We start from the raw sequence: 17,322 nt of genomic DNA, 5'->3' as shown, positions 1-17,322 counted from the left end.
CCGTCCTTGATTGCCCGATTAGAGGGTCGCGAAGAAAAACATCGCGCCAAGCAGCAGCACCGCATGGAAAGAAATCATGGTTAGCTTCAGCGGCAATTTGAACGGAATCTCGGATTGCGGGTCCAAAATTAACTGAATGCGGCAGTTGATCGAGTTGTCTGCGAACGAGACGTAGGAAAACACCATCGTTTCTGTCTTTCTGTGCTTCAGAAGCTTCAGCAAGGCGCTGCCGATCTCTACGGACGAACCCAACTGTTCGATGGCATAATTATCCGCGAGCACCTCGCGAACGGTCCGGTATTTCTGGTGCACCCACCGGAGCAGCGGGACGTACCCCATGACCGACGAGCAGAGGGACAGCACGAACGTTTTGAGCGGATCGCCATGCTTCCGGTGATACATTTCATGATGGATGACCGCCTCCAGCTCCCTCTCGTCCAGCAGCCGGATCAAGCCCGTCGATAAAACAACCTTCGGGTTCAGCAGGTTCATCGTAAACGCCCGCGGCTCATCGCACGCGACGACCAGAATCGGCTCGCCGCCGCTGCCGTACAGCCCGTTCAATTCCGCCGTCATCCGTTCGTCCCGTTTGCTTTGCAATCGCCGGAACGTGCGCCACGACGCCCATTGCTGCTGGACGATAAGTCCGACGGTCAGCAGCAGTGTATAGAACACGACGATGTCGAACGCGTATACCACGCCGTCCAAGCCGTAAATGCTCGCCGTACTGGCGCAAAATTGGATCAGGTTATGCTTGATTTCCAAGCCCAGCAGCAAATGCAGCGCGTATGCGACAATTTGGGACATGATCAGGGCCGACAACCCAAGGCCCGTAAGGAACAGGGTCCTGGAACGTTTTTCCCACATAGGCTATCTTTCCTTTTTCAGAGCTTGAATTTTTTGCTCCAGCTGCTCGAGAAGCGCCGGGTCCGCTTCTTCCAAGGCGTCCAGCATATGGTTCACGACAAGCGGTCCGAATTCTTCGAGCAAATCGTTCGTCAGCTCTTTGGATTGGGTTTCGAGAAACTGCTCCAGCGATTGGGTTGGCTGGAATAAGGAGACGCGCCCTTCCGCTCTTTTGCGCAGCACGCCTTTGTCGACCAGCCGGTTCATCACCGTCATCACCGTGTTGAAATTGATCGCCTGCTCCTTGGCCAGCCTCGCCTGTACGTCTTTGATCGCCATCTCCGGACCGTTCCACAGGATATGCATGATTTTCGCTTCCAGAGGTCCGAAAAAGCGGTTTAATCCGCTTTCGTTCGTTTTAAATGAATGTATTTTCATGAAAGCACCTCACACTACCTATTGTAATGTTCGCAAAAGGCATCGTCAAGCTTACAGTTCATTCCATAAAAAAGCACGGCAAGGGGCGCAAACGCCTCTGTACCGTGCTTTTTCCCTTACATGCTACAAATACTCGCGCAGCCAAGGAAGCTGCGATTCGACCGCGCTTCGCACCTCGTCCGGATCGTCCAGCTCAAGCACCGCTTCCGCCAGCCTGCCCATCCCGCTCCGGTCAAGCTTTGCGATCAGCGCCCGCGTACGCGCCACGTAGACGCCGCTCATGCTGAATTCGTGCAGCCCCATGCCGAGCAGAATCGGCACCGCATGCGGCTGCCCCGCCATTTCTCCGCACATGCCGACCCATTTGCCTTCCCGCGCCGCCGCGCGGATGACCTGATCGATCAAACGCAGCACCGCAGGCTGCAGCGGATCGTTCAATTGCGCCAGCTTCGGATTCATCCGGTCGGCCGCCATCGTATACTGCACGAGATCGTTCGTCCCGATGCTGAAGAAATCGACTTCCTTGGCCAACCGGTCGGCCATCAGCGCCGCTCCCGGCACTTCGATCATGACGCCCGTCTCCAGATCGTCCCGGAACGCCCGGCCTTCGGCACGCAGCTCCGTCTTAGCTTCCTCCAGAATGGCCTTGGCCCGTCTCCATTCGCGGAGCGAAGCGATCATCGGGAACATGATCTTGACGTTGGCCTCCGCGCTGGCCCGCAAAATGGCGCGCAGCTGCGTTTTGAACAGCTCCGGCCGGTCCAGGCAAATGCGGATCGCCCGGTAGCCGAGGAACGGGTTCTCTTCCTTCGGCAGCTCCAGCAGCGGCAGCTCCTTGTCCCCGCCGATATCCATCGTGCGGATCACGATCGGCGCCTCCGGTCCGAAGGCCCGGGCCGCCGCCGCATACGCTTCGTACTGCTCGTCCTCCGTCGGCAGCGAGTCGCGCCCCATGTATAGAAACTCCGTGCGGAACAGCCCTACGCCTTCGGCTCCGCCGCGCGCCGCCGCCTCCGCATCGGCCGGCGAGCCGATGTTGGCGGCGAGCTCGACGCTTGCGCCGTCCAGCGTCACGGACGGGCGGTCTATAAACGCACGGTACCGCTCGGCCAACGCCTGCTGCTCGCTTGCCTTTTGGCGGTAAGCGGCAAGCTGCTCCTCGGCCGGATTGACCAGCACGACGCCTTCGCGGCCGTCGACGACGAGCCGCTGGCCGTCCTGCACTTGGAACAGGCTCTCGCCCAAGCCGACCACCGCCGGAATGCCGAGCGAGCGGGCCAAGATGGCGGAATGCGACGTCTTGCCGCCGGAAGCGGTGACGAAGCCCGCCGTCGCTTTCGGGTCAAGCTGGGCCGTCTGCGATGGCGTCAGTTCATCCGCGATCAGAATGAAGGGCTCATCCGTCAAGCGCGCATCCAAGGGCTCCTCGGCACGGAGCAGCTTGCGGATCACACGGCGTGTCACATCGCGGATATCCGCCGCTCTCTCCCGCAAATACTCGTCGTCTAAGCTTTCCAGCAGCGAGACGGTCTCCTGCATCGCTTCGTCCAGCGCCGCTTCCGCCCGGATCTGTTCCTCACGGATGGTCGTCTGAGCCTTGCCGATCAGTTCCTCATCCTGGAGAAACAACCGGTGGCCCTCGAAAATTTCCGCTTCCTGCTCGCGGCCCCGGTCCGTCAAGTCCCGGCCGATCTCCTGCAGCTCCTCGTCCGCCCGGCGGATCGCCTCGGCCAGCCGCTCAAGCTCGGCTACCGTCTCTTCCGCTCGGATCGGAAGCCGTTCCGGCCGCTGCTCCTCCCGCATCACCTTCGCGACGCCGACCGCAATCCCCGGCGCCGCGGCAACTCCCTGAAGCCGCACGGTTACCCCTCCTTCCGGGCCGGCGCTTCGGAATATTCGGCCAGAATGCGGCCGATCTCCTCCTGCGCCGCTTCTTCCTGCTCCCCCTCGGTAATGAGTGTGACCGTGTCTCCGTGCTTGGCGCCGATGGTGAGCACGTTTACCAGACTTTTCGCGCTGACGCGTTTACCCGATTTTTCCAAAAAGATGCTGCATTCCTTGTAACGTCCGGCCGCCTCCACAATTTTTTTGGCGGGACGTACGTGAAGACCCAACAGGTTTTGAACAATATAGTTGTTTTGCATCGCTCTGCACTCCTTGTTCCGTATGGTTTTATTTCTCTGTCTAAACGGTCTGAACGTTTGCCCGAAGGCAGATCTACATGAGCTTCTTTATCTCGTCTTTCAACTGCTCGGATTGCGGTCCGAAAATGACCTGCACCGCGCCTTGACCGAGCCGCATGACGCCGGAGGCGCCCAGGCCCTTCAGCGCTTTGTCGTCAACCGCCGCTTCGTCCTTCACGACCAGCCGCAGCCGGGTAATGCACGCGTCCAGTCCTACGATGTTGTCGGCGCCGCCGATGGAAGCCAAGACTTGACCTGCCTTTTGAGCGACCGGCGTTTTGCCCGCAGGCGCCGATTCCACAGCGGCAGCCTCGACGATGTCGTCGTCCTCCCGGCCGGGCGTCTTCAGATTCAGCTTCACGATCAAGATGCGGAACATGAAGTAATAGACGACCGCGAAGGCAAGACCGATCGGGATAATCAAGAGCGGCTTTGTTGCCAGCGGATAGTTCAGCGCATAGTCGATGAAGCCCGCAGAGAACCCGAAGCCGTGCTTCACGCCAAGCACGTACGTGATGTAACCGGCTGCCCCGGCCAGCACCGCGTGTACGGCGTACAACGCCGGAGCCAGGAACATAAAGGCAAATTCCAGCGGCTCCGTAATCCCCGTCAGGAACGAGGCGAATGCCGTCCCGAACAGCATGGACCCGACGATTTTGCGTTTTTCCGGCTTCGCCGTATGCACCATCGCGAGCGCAGCCGCCGGGAGCGCGAACATCATCATCGGGAAGAACCCGGTCATAAACATCCCGGCCGACTTGTCGCCCTTAAAGAAGCGGTACAGGTCGCCGTGAATCACCTGGCCGGTCGCATCCGTAAAGTCGCCGATCTGGAACCAGGCGATCGAGTTCAATACGTGATGCAGGCCGAACGGCAGAAGCAGCCGGTTGCCGATCATGAATCCCGCGGCACCGTAGCCGCCCAAGCCCACGACAAATCGGCCGAGTTCGTCCAGCGCATGCTGAATCGGACCCCAGATAATCCCGAAGACGATCCCGATCAGCACCATCGCAAGCGAGGTAATGATCGGCACGAACCGCTTCCCGCTGAAAAAGCCCAACCAATCGGGCAGCTTGATATTATGGTATTTTTTATAAAAGTACGATGCCAGCGCTCCGGCGAGAATGCCGCCGAGCACCCCCATGTTCAGCTTCACGTCTTTATCGACAAGGGCCGGGAAAGCCGCGGGAATTTTGGCCAATACGTTGGTCAGTACCAAGTAAGCGATTACAGCAGCCAACGACGCGACGGCGTCTCCGATGAAAGCGATCGCGATGCCGACCGCGAAAATCAGCGGCAGGTTGTCGAATATGGCGGAGCCGCCGGCGTTCAGGAACGGCGCGATATATTGGTTCATAAACCCGCCGGCGCTTTCCCCCATATGAAAGTCTTTGACGTAATCGATATTCCCGAACCGCAGCAGAATGGCGGCCGCCGGAAGGACGGCGACGGGGAGCATCAGGGCTTTTCCGACTTTTTGCAAAGAAGCGAGCATGAGCACTCAACCCTTTCAAAATAGATATGTTATTTTTTTAAAACCGCGCTCAGCAGTCCGGCGTCCCCAGCACGAACCGGCCCCAATCGGTATTCCACGGCCGATACGCTTTCTTCGCCGTTGGCGATGATGACCGGAGTAATCAGCGGATAGCCCGCTTCCTGTATACGCTCGATATCGAATTCGATCAGCGTCTGGCCGGCCGTCACCCTGTCACCCGTAGATACATGGGACGTAAACCCTTCGCCGCGCAGCGCTACCGTATTGATCCCGATATGAACCAAGAGCTGAACGCCCGATTCGTGCTCCAGAATCAGCGCGTGATTCGTATCGATCCGATGCGCGACCGTGCCGTCGAACGGAGCGATCAGCTTGCCTTCCGTCGGCTCGATGGCAACCCCTTCGCCCATGTGCTTGCCAGCGAACGCTTCGTCGGGAACCTGTTCGAGCTCTACGGCCTTGCCCGTTATCGGAGCCGCGATTTCCAGCCGATTCGTCTTTGTCTTGTTGGATAGCCATTTTGAGAACATTCGTTCATTCCTCCCTTATTGTGTTGATCGCTCTCCCGGATACGTTTGAAGCAGCCTGTACAAATGCATGACCATATAGCCGATCTCATCTTCGGGAACGTCCGTTTCCAGCCGCTGCCCGATCAACGAGCCAAGCTTGGAGGCCAGCCGGTATTCCTCGGGGTATTGGGTTTTGAATTCGTTCATAAACGGATTGCGAACGACTTTGCCATGGGCAACCCGCTCGATCGCATGCCGCAAATGCGTGATAAGCCGCACATAATCCATGCTGTCGCGCGGAATGGAGGCGCCAAGCTCGCTTTCAACCAGCACGACCGCTTCGTTGACCAGGTTCGAAAACTTCACCAGCTCTCCGACCGGAACGCTGGACACCGCCGAGTGAACGTGAAAGGTCAAAAAGCCGATTTCGTCCTCGGGGACTTCGATGTCGAACGCCTCGCTGATCATCGCCGCTGCGCTTCGCGCGATTTCGTACTCCTTGGGAAACCACAGCAGCGTTTCCTGCAGGAACGGATTGACGATGTCCATTCCGTTCTTGAGCCGGTATACCGCGAACTGAATATGGCTTGGCAGCGCAAAGTACACCTTGTTGTTCAGCGGTTCGGAAAATTGCCCGTTAATGCTGTCGATGATCCGCTCGGAGATTCGGATCACCTCGGGGTCGATTCCTTCCAGCAGCGTGTGATACTCGCTCATCTGATCGCGGTCGTCCAGCCGAAATCGTTTTTCGATACGGGGGTCTGAGGCCTCGATCGTCCCGCTTCCTTTGGAGGAAAATCCGATGCCCTTGCCCAGCAGCACGTACTCCTTCCCGGATTCCGAATCCAACACCATAAGCACATTATTGCTGATGACCCGCTCGATTCGAAGCAGACGATTCGCTTGCATAGCCTAACCCACCACCTTTCTTTACGTCCCGAACGACGGCAAACAAAAAAGAGCCAAAAAAAGACCTTTGTTCCTAGTCTTTTCCTGGCTCATGCCCTTTTATCGGTAACACGCCAATTTGTATTCGGTTACAGTCACATCATACCGATTTGTAAACGTTTCGTCAATAGGATTTGCGTGGAATTTAAATGGCGAATTATTGAACAAATGACCAACGTCTATCCTTCTTGACGGGGCAAGCTTTGCAGCGCCGCGTTCACAAGCAGGTCGTAGAAATCGTCGTCTTCTTCCAGCCTTTCTTCGACCGCGAGAATGTCTTCCTCCGATCCCGATTCTTTGGAAAAAATCAGGCTGTAGCTCCAATCCTTCGCATTTTTGCTGTGCAGCGTAATTTCATACGGCGCTTCATGCCCTTCATATTGAAACTCGACATGACCCACATAGCCGTTCTCTTTGGTGTGCGTCATCCGGCTTCCGATGATGTTCACGTTCATTCGTCAGCTCATCCCTTTCTGTTTGTCTATTGACATTATCGCCTTTTTTGGCCCGTTATGCACCAGCCTTTTTTATTTATGCTTTGTCCCGCAGCGTTTCCGCCGTCGCCGCCACCCGGTTTACCGCACTGCCTATTTCTCCGATCGTGTGTGCCAGCCGGTCCATCTCGCTGCCGACCTCTTCGGTACGATCGATGTTCGTCTGCATCGAGTGCACGATTTCGCTGAACACCCTCCGCGCTTCCAGCGCTTCCGCACGGCTTGTTTCAACCACCTGACGTACCTCGTGAATGGATCGTACGACCCGGTCGTTGCACTTATCCGATTCGGTGACGATATCTGCGATGCGCGTCAGCGTCTTCTTCGTATCGTCGGACAATTTGCGCACCTCGCCGGCAACGATCGAGAACCCTCTTCCGTGTTCGCCGGCCCGTGCCGCTTCGATGGCCGCATTCAGCGAAAGCAAATTGGTCTGCGCCGCAATGTCTTGTACGATTGTGACGATATCCTTGATCTGCGACGACAGCTCGTTCAACTGCGCGGCAGACTGCTGCATATGATCGGTGCGCTCGTGAATGACGACGATTTTCGATTCCAGCGCCTGAATCTGCTCCTGCCCTGTGCCGGCCATCTCCTGGCTCGATCTCGACTGCTCCGCCATCGAGGCAAAGGCTTCTTTCACGTCGCTGCTCGTCGCGATTAACGTATCGACCGCCGCGTTATTTTCTTGCGTCAGCGCGGCGAGCTCCTCGCTTAACATGCGCAGATCGTTCCGGTATTTTTCATGCTGCAGCTCCCGCTGGCGCAAATTTTCTTTTTCGTACGCCTCCAGCACGAGCTGCTGCTCGAAGTTGAACAGCTTGGTCAACACCCGGTTAATCGCCACCATGTCGTCTTTGTGCTGAACTTGGCTGACGACAGCGTCGATAAATCCGTTCTGCAGATTTTGGAAAGCGCTTAAATACCACTTTGGCTCCAAGCCGATCCGCTCGTGAATCAGGGCGATTTTTGTCCTCTTTTCTATAAATGCCCGGTCCATTTTGCCTTCAAGCAGCTCGGTCAAATGCGTCTTCATCGTCCGGGTGAGCCGCTCGACGGTCGTATTGTCCCGTATAATCCGGTCCAGCTTGTCCACTTGCAGCACGTCTTCGTAAAACGAATCGACAATCTCTTCGACCCGCTCCTCGATCATGGGCTTAAATACGGCGAGTATGCGCAAATCCTCCTCGGACAAAGCGATCATCTTGAGCTGTGCCTCCAGCTCGGCATCGTTCACCCTGCAGGTGACCTCAACCGCGTTCAGCTTATCCTGCTGCAATAACGAAACATGTCCCTCCGGCGCAGTTCCGCCGCTTTTCCCAAACCAACGGGCAATGGTGTGAAACGGGCACTTGCTCATAAAACGGACCCCCTCCTGTTTATCTGTGTCGGTCCCGAACGCACGAAAAAACCGCAGCGTCGCGCGCGGCTTCAATGGGTTGGCGTTGAAGTGGCTGAATGTCACAACAGTGGCAACCTGGCGATCGTTCTTCCCGTTCGGGAAGGGAAGACCCATAGCTTTGCGTCCCTGCTTTTCAGACAGGTATGCCTTTTTCCTTGAATAGGTAAATACTCGATTTATTCTACTACAGTTTGTCAGCGTTTTCTAGCACGATTTATTTTTCTTTACCGAAGCGGCTTGAATTTTTTTCGACACATTCTGCGGAATATTGTAAAATGGAAAAGAATAGGACGCTTAGGAGGGAAATTCGGTATGAACAAATGGTACGCCATGCTGCCGGCCTGTATGCTTTGGACGGCGCTTGCGGCACCGGGATTTGCAGACGCAGCCGACCCGCAGGTGCGTGTGTACATGGACGGCAAGCCCGTCAAATTCGAGGTTCAGCCCATTTTGGAGGACGGGACGACGTTGGTTCAATTCCGGCCTATTTTTGAAAAAATGGGGCTCGCGATCGGCTGGGACGAGGCGACGCAAACCGTGACCGGCACGAAGGACGACCTCTCCATTAAGCTGGTCATCGACGATACGGACGCTTATATCAACGACCGGCTGAACGAGCTTGAGCTTGCGCCCCGGCTGGTCGAGGGCAATACGTTCGTCCCGCTGCGGTTCGTTAGCGAAGCAAGCGGCAAAGAAGTGACATGGGACGGCGACAGCATGTCGGTACATATAAAAAGTCCGGCAGATTCGACGGGGCCCGGGAATTCCGGCGGAACAACCGGCGGCGGCTCCAGACCCGGCGGCGGAGACTCGGGGACCAAACCGGGAGGCGGCACGGACGCCACGAAGCCCGAAAGAGGAGATTACACTTATCCGAACGGGGACAAGTATACCGGCCAATTGGTGAACGGGACTCCGGAGGGACGGGGCAAGCTCTACAACCTGAGCGGCAAGCTGTTGTTCGACGGCACGATGACGAACGGGCTTCCGGGAGACGGCCGCATCAAGAGCTACTATGAGAACGGCCAGCTGGAATTTGACGGGAATTTGAGAAACGGGGTGCGCAGCGGCTCCGGAAAGCAGTATTCTTCCACAGGCGCACTGCTCTTCGACGGTACCTTCTCGGTCGGCGAGCGGGAAAAAGGGACGCTTTACTACGATAACGGCGACAAATATACCGGTCCTTTCGATAACGACAAACCGAGCGGAGCCGGCAAGCTCGTCTACAAGAACGGCGACGTGTACGAGGGCGATTTCTTCGACGGACGGCGCGAAGGCAAAGGAACCTATACGACGACCAAGGGCGAGAAGCTGGTCGGGGATTTCAAGAACAACATGATGAACGGAATCATCTCTCATTATGACAAAAAAGGCACCTTGCTGTCCGTCAGCGAATTTTCCAACGACGTCCTAATCCGCAAAGTCGATATGGGCAGCGGCAGCACGACATTGCCGAATACGAATCCTTCGGCGCAGCCGGACCGAGTCAAGCTTGAAAACGACCGTCACGAGAAGCTCGTAAATTCGATCCGGGAGAATTACAATCAGAACAAAAAGCAACTGGAGGACCAAATCGCCCAAATCCGCAAGGATAACCCGGGAACCTACTCCAGCCAGACGGAATATAACAAAGCGCTGAAGGAAGCCGAGACGAAGCAGACGGAAATTTCGAATAGGCTGAATTCGTTGGCAGGGGATTATTCCAAGGCGGCGGAAGCGGCCAAGGCCGAGCTGAATAAGCAGCTGACGAACGTCCAGACGCTGATCACGCAAATCCATGCGAAAGGCTCGGCCCAGCAGCGGATCGAGGCGCTAAGGGATCAGCTGAGCTTCCTCAGAGACAATTACAACAACGAGTTGAAAAAAGCGAACGACCAGCACTTGGAAATCATCAAACAGCTCAAGTAGGGATGATCCGTTGTTCGTTATAACTGACAAACGAGCAAAAAGCCTGTATCAAAAACGATGCAGGCTTCTTTGCGCACGCCCTCGTGCTTACCCCTTGACGGAGCCGCTGGTCATGCCGGCGATGAACGACTTGTTCATCAGGAAGTAGACGACCAGAATCGGGAGCATCGATACCATCGAGCCGGACAGCATCAGGTGCCATTCCGCGGCAGCATTGGCGGAATATTTCAGCGAGATGACGCCGACGGTCAGCGGCCGCAGGTCGGGATTCGTCATCGTAAAAATAAGCGGCAGCACGTACTGGTTCCACGACTCGCGGAACGTAAACAGCCCCACGACGCCGAGGCCCGGCGTAAGCAGCGGCAAAATAATACGCCAGTAGATGCCGAAAAATCCGCAGCCGTCGATCGTCGCCGCCTCATCCAAGTCTTTCGGGATGGAGCGTACGAACCGCTCAAGCAGAAAAATATTAAAGGACAGGTGCGTCCCGACGAAGATCAGCACGATGCTCCACAGCGACTTGTGCAAATGCACCTCGCGCATCATGTCGTAGAGCGGACGGTACGTAATGGCCCCAATCGTAATGAACATCGTGACCGCAAGGACGCCCATGATGAGGCCGCGTCCCGGAAACATCCGCCGGCCGAGCGCATACGCGCCCATCGAGCAGACGATGATATTGATGACCGTGGACGCGATGGAGATAAACAAGCTGTTCCACGTATATTTCGCGAAGTTGGCGCGTTCCCAGGCCTCGGCGTAATTTTTCCAATGCCATTCCTTCGGCAAGATGCTCGTGCTGTTCAGCAGCTCGAAATTCGACTTAAACGAGCCGAACAACGTAAAGACGACCGGATACAAAATGGCGATGACGATGCTCAGCAGAAAGATCCAGACGACCGTCCAGGCCAGCAGCGGGCCGACGCGTACGGAAGCGCCCTTTTTGGCGGCGATTGTGCTCATGATACAGTTCCTCCTCCCTTAATGCGCCTGACTGGATTTGCGCGAAATGTATAAGTAAGCCGACGTAAGCAGACCGACAATCAGCGCAGAGACGAAGCCTACGGCAGCGCCATAGCCATACTGCTGCACGACCGCATCGCCCTCGGATACCGGGAAGAACAGCTTGTAGATGTACAAGTACATGACTTCCGTTTTCCCGCCGGGGCCTCCGGCCGTTAAGACCATGATGCTTTCGTAACTCTTCAGCGTATTGACAATCGCCAGCATGACAATGATCTGCATGACCGGCCCGAGCAGCGGAATCGTGACGTACCAGAACTGCTGAACCTTATTGGCGCCATCGATAGCCGCGCTTTCGTACAAATCGTTGGAGATGCCCTGCAGGCCTGCCAGAAACAGCACCATGTAGTTCCCGACCGCGCCCCAGATCGCGACGAGAATGGCGGTAAGCATCGAGTACTTAATGCCCAGCCATTCGATCGGTTGATCGATCAATCCAATCGACAAAAGCATTTTGTTAATAATCCCGTTGTACGAATTGAACATCAGGTAAAAGACGAGTGAGATGACGGCCGTACTGATAATCGTCGGCATGAAAATGATGGCGCGCATCGTATTTTTGCCGAACAGCTTGTTGTTCAGGATGAAAGCCAAAATCAGGGAGAGCGGCAAAGTAATGACGAGCTTCCCGGCCGTAAACACCAGCGTGTTCCACACCGAATGCCAGTACTGCGTATCGCGCGTGAACAACCGGACAAAGTTATCGAGCCCGACGAAGGTCGCATCCGAAAAGCCGTCATAGTCGTAGAACATATATTTGAAAGCCCATGCCAGAGGATAGATGGCAAACAGCAGCAGGAGAACGACCGTTGGCAGGACCATAACGTAAGGTCCCGTATATTCCTTTAATCTTTTTTTGAGCGGCACGTCAATCAGCTCCTTCCAGAGGCGGTTTTTGGCAAAAAGAGAGCAGGCGACTCCCGGATATCCATATAGGAGAGCCACCTGCTGCCCGGTCGTTTATGCAAACGATAAGTTTTATTTTTTAATTTGGCTGCGCGGGTCGAAATTCGGCTCGACGATCCGCTTCACGTTGCCGGCCTTTTCTTCGTTGTTCAAGCCGTCGTTGTACCGCTTGTTCAGATCTTCGATCGCTTTGTCAAGCGGCGTCAGGCCGAGAATCGTCTCGGAGATGACGTTCTGCCACGGCTTGCCCTCGAGTTTGTGCACGGGATATGCCGGCCACATGACATCGTCCTTCGGCGCGAATTCCTTGAAGTTTTTGAGCGTCGGCTCTTTCGCTTTGGCCAGGACGCTGGGCACAACGCTAATGCCCTTGCCCTGCTCGTAGTAAGGAACGAGCACGTCGTCGCTGTAGAGGAAGTTCAGCAGCTCCCAGGCTTCCTTTTTGTGCTTGCTTTTCCCGGACATATACAGCCAGGATGCGCCGCCGTTGATATAGTTTGCGCCCTTCGGCGTTCCGCCTTCGAGCGTCGGCACCTGCGCTACGCCCCAGTTGATTTTGGTCGGGAATTGGGTATCGTAGACGCCCGGCTCGGCGGACAGCGAGAAGTACATACCGATCTTGCCTGCCGCAAACTGGTTGCGCAGCGGATCGATGTCCAGCGATTCGTAGCCCGGCAGAATGCTTTTGTTATCGACGATTTGTTTCAGCGCTTGGACATAAGGCTTCAGCACCTCGAAATCATACTTCCCGGATTTCCAGTCGTAATAGTCTTTGCCGTCCAGACGGACCATCGGCAGAAGACCGCGCTCGAAGGCTGCTGTAGGCGTTTTCATGTTTAACGCGAAGCCGTATACGTTGTCCGCTTTACCGGCTTCGGTAATTTTCTTCGCGTAGTCCACAAGCTCCGCCATCGATTTAGGCGGCTCGCTCAAGCCGGCTTTTGCGAACAAATCTTTGTTATAGATCAGCCGCCAGGTTGTGCCGTAGTTCGGAAGGCTGTACGTTTTGCCGTCCAGCCAGTTTTGCCGGTCGACCTTCAGCAGGTTATCGCCAAAGCGGGATTTCACTTCCGGCGTCAAGTACGCGTCCAGCGGCTCAATCGCTTTCATTTTCACCAAATCTTCCAGCTTAAGCTTCATTTTCGCATTGAAAATGTCCGGCGCCTCGTCCGCTTGAATCGCCGTTTGCAGCGCTTGCTCGTAGTTTTCCGTCATGATCTGGGATTCGACTTCGATCTTGCCTTTAAACTTCTGATTGAACTCCTCGAGCTTCGTTTTCATCAAGTCGGCGTCATGCCGCGCGTTGGTCCAAAATTTCAGCTTGACCGGTTGAGCGCTTGCCCCGCCGCCGCTTTCGGAGCCGGATTTCGTTTGCTCGCCGCCGCCGCATCCTGCCAGCGCCGATGAAGCCAGTGCCATCGCCAATCCGAGCTTTACATAGCCTTTTGTATTCACGGACTTCGTCCTCCCCTGCAAGTTTCTCTGCATGTACGTGAGTTTATCTTCCTATTTCCAAGTATAGCGAACCGTGTCGAATTTCCTAGGGAGGGAATTTTCATGAGAGAGGGGGAGGATTTACTCCTCCCCCGTCGAGGTGCCGAGCCGCTGCTCGCGGTATTCGGACGGCGTGATGCCGTTCTTTTTCTTGAAAATTTCGCGGAAATACTTGCGGTCGTGGTACCCGAGCCGCTCGGCAATCTCATAGATGGGAATGGCGGCGTCCTCCAGCCAGTCTTTGGCCTGGGCCAGCTTCAGGTCGGTGACGTATTCCACAAAGGAGATTCCCGTCTCCCGTTTAAACAAGCCGCTGAAGTAATTCGGACTGACGCCGACATAATCCGCTACCGCCGACAAGCCGATCGGTTGAAGCAGGTTCTGCTCGATGAACGTCTTCGCTTCGCCGATAATCGACTTGGAGCCCGCTTGGACAAACTGCTTGACCTGCAGCGCCGCATGATGGAACCAGACCGGAATGTGCTCCTTCAGCTCGCCCAGCTTCGCGCGGTTGCACAGCTCAAACCATGTCTCGGGCAGCGGGCGGCCTTCCCCTTCCGCCATTCCCAGATCGTGCAGAAGCCGGTTCAGCGCAGTGACGAGCTGAATACAGGAGAAGCGGAAGTCAGCCGGCCGGCCTTCCTCCCCTTCGAGCGCACGGAAGAAGGAGGCCGCCGCTTCCTGGGCCGACTCCGCCTGGCCCCGCCTGACCAGCGTCAGCAGCTCCTGCTCCTGAAGAACCGGGTAACCGGTCCGCTTCATCCGGAACGGGATCAGGTCCTCCACGTGAACCACTTGGTTGTTCCCGAAAAAATACACATGCTCGATCGCCTCGCACGCTTCCCGGTACGCGCCGGGCAGCTCGCGCAGCTCCGGACATAACGAGCTGATGCCGATCGTTACCGTGAGGCCCGAATGCTTCTCCACCGAAGTGCGGCACCAGTCCGCAAATTTCAGCAGCTTTTCCTTGACTTCCTTGGCCGGCTCGGCCGGGTCGTAATTGACGAGCATCGCCAACAGGCCCCACTCGGCATAGAAAGCGATGCCTGTCCCCCACGACGACAAGCAATCGCCAATAATGTTCTCGACGATAAACCGGCTGAGCTCGACTTCCTCTACTGGCTTATGCGAAATTTCATCGAACCGGTCGATCGCGACTGCCAGCAGCGCGAAGCTTGATGGCTTGAGCGGGATTTCGGCGAAATCCCATTTGTCCCGCAAGCGTACCTGACGCTCGTCCCGAAACCGGATCATCTCGTTCAAATATTGCTGCCGCAGGGCCGGCAGGCTGCGCCGGATCATTTGCTGAAACCTCAGACGCTGCGCGTCCCGTTCCTGCTCCTTGCGCAGCTCGCTGAGCAGCTTGGCGATAATCCCGGTCATTTCTTTAATGTCGACCGGCTTCAGCACGTAGTCCGAAGCGCCGAGCGCGAGCGCCTGCTTGGCATACTCGAACTCCTCGTAGCCGCTTAGCACGACGAAACGGACGGCCCGGTCGAAGCGCGCCCTGATGTGCTCCATCAGCTCGATGCCGTTCATATTCGGCATCTTGATATCCGTCACGATGAGATCCGCCGGATCGTTTGTATAGCGGAGCAGCGCCTCCTTGCCGTCCAGGGCGATATCGACCTGCGACACGCCGAGCGTCTCCCAAGGAATATGCTTGCGGATCCCCAGCACGACGCTCTCCTTATCGTCCACCAACAGTACTTTCATGCGGCACCTCCTCCATTGCATCGCAGATGCGGATCTCGAATCGCGAGCCTTCTCCAACCCGGCTTTCGGCCCGGAACGATGCGCGTTCCCCGAAAAAGTAACGAAGCCGTTCCTTGATATTCATAATCGCGTAGCCCTCTCCGCTCCGGGAAGCTACGCCCGGCGCCGCCTCCGCGGCATGCAGCGGCGCGTTGAAGAGCGCGATCAGCTCCGGGTCGATCCCCGAGCCGTTGTCTTCCACGGTCAACACCGTCGTATCCGTTCCTTCCCGGAAGCTTTTCACCCGGATCCGGTTATTTTGGTACTCGTTGTCTTGGAATGCGTGCAGCACCGCATTTTCCGCCAGCGGCTGCAGGATGATTTTCGGTACGACGATTTCCTTCGTCCGCTCATCCACCGCCACCTCGAACGCAAACTGCCGTTTGTATTGATAATTGACGAGCTTCAAATATTGCTCGACGTGCTCCATTTCTTTCCCCACGGTCGTCGCTTCCTCGCCGCGGTTCAAACTGAGCCGGAAAAAGCGGGACAGCGACAAAATAATCTCGCTGGCCGACGAATCGTTGAATTCGAGCGACTTCCAATAAATTTCGTCGAGCGTATTGTATAGAAAATGCGGATTGATCTGCGCTTGGAGCGCGCGCATCTCCGCTCTCCGCTTCGCGAGGCTCTCCTCCACCACCTGCTTCAGAAGCCGCTGAATCTGATCCAGCAGCTCGTCGAACCGCCGCCCCAGTTCTCCGATCTCGTCCCGGCTCTCGGAAGCGAAGCGCACGTCGAGATCGCCTTTTTTGGCTTGGGACATGAGCCGCTGCAGCCTGCGCACCGGAAGCGTAACCCAGCTTGCGATAGATTTGTTCATAAAGAAAGAGAACGCCAGCAGCGCTACCGTCAGCAAAACGGTAAAATATTGGATGTAGGCGATCTTGACAAGCAGCTGCTTTTTCGGCTGAATGACCAGCGCCTGCCAACCGGCAATCGGAATCGGCCGATGATTGACCAGATACGTCTGATCTCCCAGCTTCACTTCGAAAAACGACGGTTTGCCCGAGAAATCCGGCACCTGCGCTTGCTCCAGAAACTGTTCTGTCGCCTCGTTCCGGGAAGACAGCAGAATCGGCCGGCCGTTCTCGTCCAAAATCATCGCGAACCCGTCGGGCACCAGCTGGATGCTCTGCAGGTTGCGCTCGAAATAGTCTGCCCGCAGCGTGATCACCAAATAATTGTCCAGCTCCAACGCCCCGGTGGCCGTGGCCGGCCGGCTGACCAGACCGATCACCGCCCCTTCCTCGACAAAGAGCGGATTTTGCCCGCTGTAGACCCAGCGGTTCGTCGAAGACGGCTTGATCGCCTCATAATAAACCGTTTCCTTGAAATCGGTTTCCTTTCTTGCCGCCGGAACCCCTTCGAAAAATTCTCCCTTGGGCGTATATAAATAAATCCCGCGAATCGTGGGAGAAGACAGACTCGCTTTGGAAAACAGCGAAAATACGTTATTGAAAATGACGGAATACGCTTCATCCGACCGGTTCTGGCTCCATTCGATCGCCCTTGTCAGCTCGTCGCTGGAATTGATCCAGTACAGCTTGTCGCTGACGTTCTTCAGCTCGTTGCCGACATTGGCGCTAAGCTGGCTGACCGTCCGGTCTGCGGCGTTATAGGCGTACTCTTCGATATACCGGGCCGCCTGATTGAACGAGAATGCTCCCGTCAGCGGCACGGCGATCAGAATGACGATGGACGTCATCAGAAACACCTTCCATTCGAGCCCCCAATCGCGGAAACGCTCCGCCGCCCGGCGCATGCGGACTCCGAACCACGGCATAGCCACCACCTCTTTCTAGTCTGTTGTAGCATAAAACCCCGCGTGCCGAAAAGGGATAAAAATTACAGGCTGCCCGCTTCGAGCGTAAATATACCGCCGCTCCTTTCCCGTCACCGGGACAAAAAAATAAACCGC

The 17,322-nt window shown here is 56.2% G+C and carries 15 protein-coding genes and 1 riboswitch; of the genes, 1 reads left to right on the top strand and 14 read right to left on the bottom strand.

Annotation, left to right across the window (positions count from 1 at the left end; translation table 11 throughout):
• Nucleotides 1-18: 18 nt before the first annotated feature.
• The 9 genes from PEH01S_RS21970 to PEH01S_RS21930 form a co-directional block, all read right to left on the bottom strand.
• Nucleotides 19-867, bottom strand: coding sequence for a M56 family metallopeptidase (locus tag PEH01S_RS21970; protein ID WP_025849162.1), 849 nt, complete (start codon nucleotides 865-867; stop codon nucleotides 19-21).
• A gap of 3 nt (nucleotides 868-870) precedes the next feature.
• A complete protein-coding gene (locus PEH01S_RS21965) occupies nucleotides 871-1,284 on the bottom strand; it encodes a BlaI/MecI/CopY family transcriptional regulator (protein WP_025849161.1) in 414 nt (137 codons plus the stop codon).
• Between the two features lie 123 nt (nucleotides 1,285-1,407).
• Nucleotides 1,408-3,144 carry a phosphoenolpyruvate--protein phosphotransferase gene (gene ptsP / locus PEH01S_RS21960; RefSeq protein ID WP_127488024.1) on the bottom strand — a complete coding sequence of 579 codons (1,737 nt, stop codon included), beginning with the start codon at nucleotides 3,142-3,144 and terminating at the stop codon, nucleotides 1,408-1,410.
• 2 nt (nucleotides 3,145-3,146) lie between these two features.
• The gene (locus tag PEH01S_RS21955) at nucleotides 3,147-3,428 is read right to left on the bottom strand and encodes an HPr family phosphocarrier protein (protein WP_127488022.1); all 282 of its coding nucleotides are present in this window, start codon (nucleotides 3,426-3,428) and stop codon (nucleotides 3,147-3,149) included.
• Nucleotides 3,429-3,501: 73 nt separating this feature from the next.
• The gene (locus PEH01S_RS21950; protein WP_127488020.1) at nucleotides 3,502-4,962 is read right to left on the bottom strand and encodes a PTS transporter subunit EIIC; all 1,461 of its coding nucleotides are present in this window, start codon (nucleotides 4,960-4,962) and stop codon (nucleotides 3,502-3,504) included.
• Nucleotides 4,963-4,991: 29 nt separating this feature from the next.
• The gene (locus tag PEH01S_RS21945) at nucleotides 4,992-5,492 is read right to left on the bottom strand and encodes a PTS sugar transporter subunit IIA (RefSeq protein WP_127488018.1); all 501 of its coding nucleotides are present in this window, start codon (nucleotides 5,490-5,492) and stop codon (nucleotides 4,992-4,994) included.
• A 15-nt stretch (nucleotides 5,493-5,507) separates the two neighbouring features.
• Nucleotides 5,508-6,380 (bottom strand): PRD domain-containing protein, encoded by an 873-nt coding sequence (locus PEH01S_RS21940; protein WP_127488016.1) that lies wholly within the window; start codon nucleotides 6,378-6,380, stop codon nucleotides 5,508-5,510.
• Nucleotides 6,381-6,598: 218 nt separating this feature from the next.
• Nucleotides 6,599-6,874 carry a hypothetical protein gene (locus PEH01S_RS21935; RefSeq protein WP_025849155.1) on the bottom strand — a complete coding sequence of 92 codons (276 nt, stop codon included), beginning with the start codon at nucleotides 6,872-6,874 and terminating at the stop codon, nucleotides 6,599-6,601.
• A 76-nt stretch (nucleotides 6,875-6,950) separates the two neighbouring features.
• Complete coding sequence (locus tag PEH01S_RS21930; RefSeq protein WP_025849154.1) at nucleotides 6,951-8,273, bottom strand: globin-coupled sensor protein; 1,323 nt, start codon at nucleotides 8,271-8,273, stop codon at nucleotides 6,951-6,953.
• Nucleotides 8,274-8,381: 108 nt separating this feature from the next.
• Nucleotides 8,382-8,473, bottom strand: a riboswitch (cyclic di-GMP riboswitch).
• 154 nt (nucleotides 8,474-8,627) lie between these two features.
• On the opposite strand from PEH01S_RS21930, the gene PEH01S_RS21925 reads away from it, so the two are divergent.
• Nucleotides 8,628-10,223: a copper amine oxidase N-terminal domain-containing protein gene (locus PEH01S_RS21925; protein ID WP_127488014.1), complete on the top strand. Its 1,596-nt coding sequence runs from the start codon at nucleotides 8,628-8,630 to the stop codon at nucleotides 10,221-10,223.
• A gap of 87 nt (nucleotides 10,224-10,310) precedes the next feature.
• On the opposite strand, the gene PEH01S_RS21920 is transcribed toward PEH01S_RS21925, so the two are convergent.
• From PEH01S_RS21920 to PEH01S_RS21900, 5 genes are all read right to left on the bottom strand, one after another.
• Nucleotides 10,311-11,186 (bottom strand): carbohydrate ABC transporter permease, encoded by an 876-nt coding sequence (locus PEH01S_RS21920; RefSeq protein WP_025849152.1) that lies wholly within the window; start codon nucleotides 11,184-11,186, stop codon nucleotides 10,311-10,313.
• Between the two features lie 18 nt (nucleotides 11,187-11,204).
• Nucleotides 11,205-12,113, bottom strand: a complete 909-nt coding sequence (locus PEH01S_RS21915) for a carbohydrate ABC transporter permease (RefSeq protein ID WP_025849151.1) — start codon at nucleotides 12,111-12,113, stop codon at nucleotides 11,205-11,207.
• Between the two features lie 111 nt (nucleotides 12,114-12,224).
• Entirely contained in the window at nucleotides 12,225-13,607 is a 1,383-nt protein-coding gene (locus tag PEH01S_RS21910; protein WP_164827977.1) for an ABC transporter substrate-binding protein, read from the bottom strand.
• Nucleotides 13,608-13,727: 120 nt separating this feature from the next.
• Nucleotides 13,728-15,362, bottom strand: coding sequence for a response regulator (locus tag PEH01S_RS21905; protein ID WP_164827975.1), 1,635 nt, complete (start codon nucleotides 15,360-15,362; stop codon nucleotides 13,728-13,730).
• Complete coding sequence (locus PEH01S_RS21900) at nucleotides 15,337-17,187, bottom strand: cache domain-containing sensor histidine kinase (RefSeq protein ID WP_025849148.1); 1,851 nt, start codon at nucleotides 17,185-17,187, stop codon at nucleotides 15,337-15,339. Before PEH01S_RS21900 ends, PEH01S_RS21905 begins: the two co-directional genes overlap by 26 nt.
• Nucleotides 17,188-17,322 lie beyond the last annotated feature (135 nt).

This window comes from Paenibacillus ehimensis NBRC 15659, assembly GCF_004000785.1.
Classification (GTDB): Bacteria; Bacillota; Bacilli; order Paenibacillales; family NBRC-103111; genus Paenibacillus_G; species Paenibacillus_G ehimensis.
The sequence above is the reverse complement of the archived record's forward strand: the minus strand, read 5'-3'. Positions and strand labels throughout refer to the sequence as shown.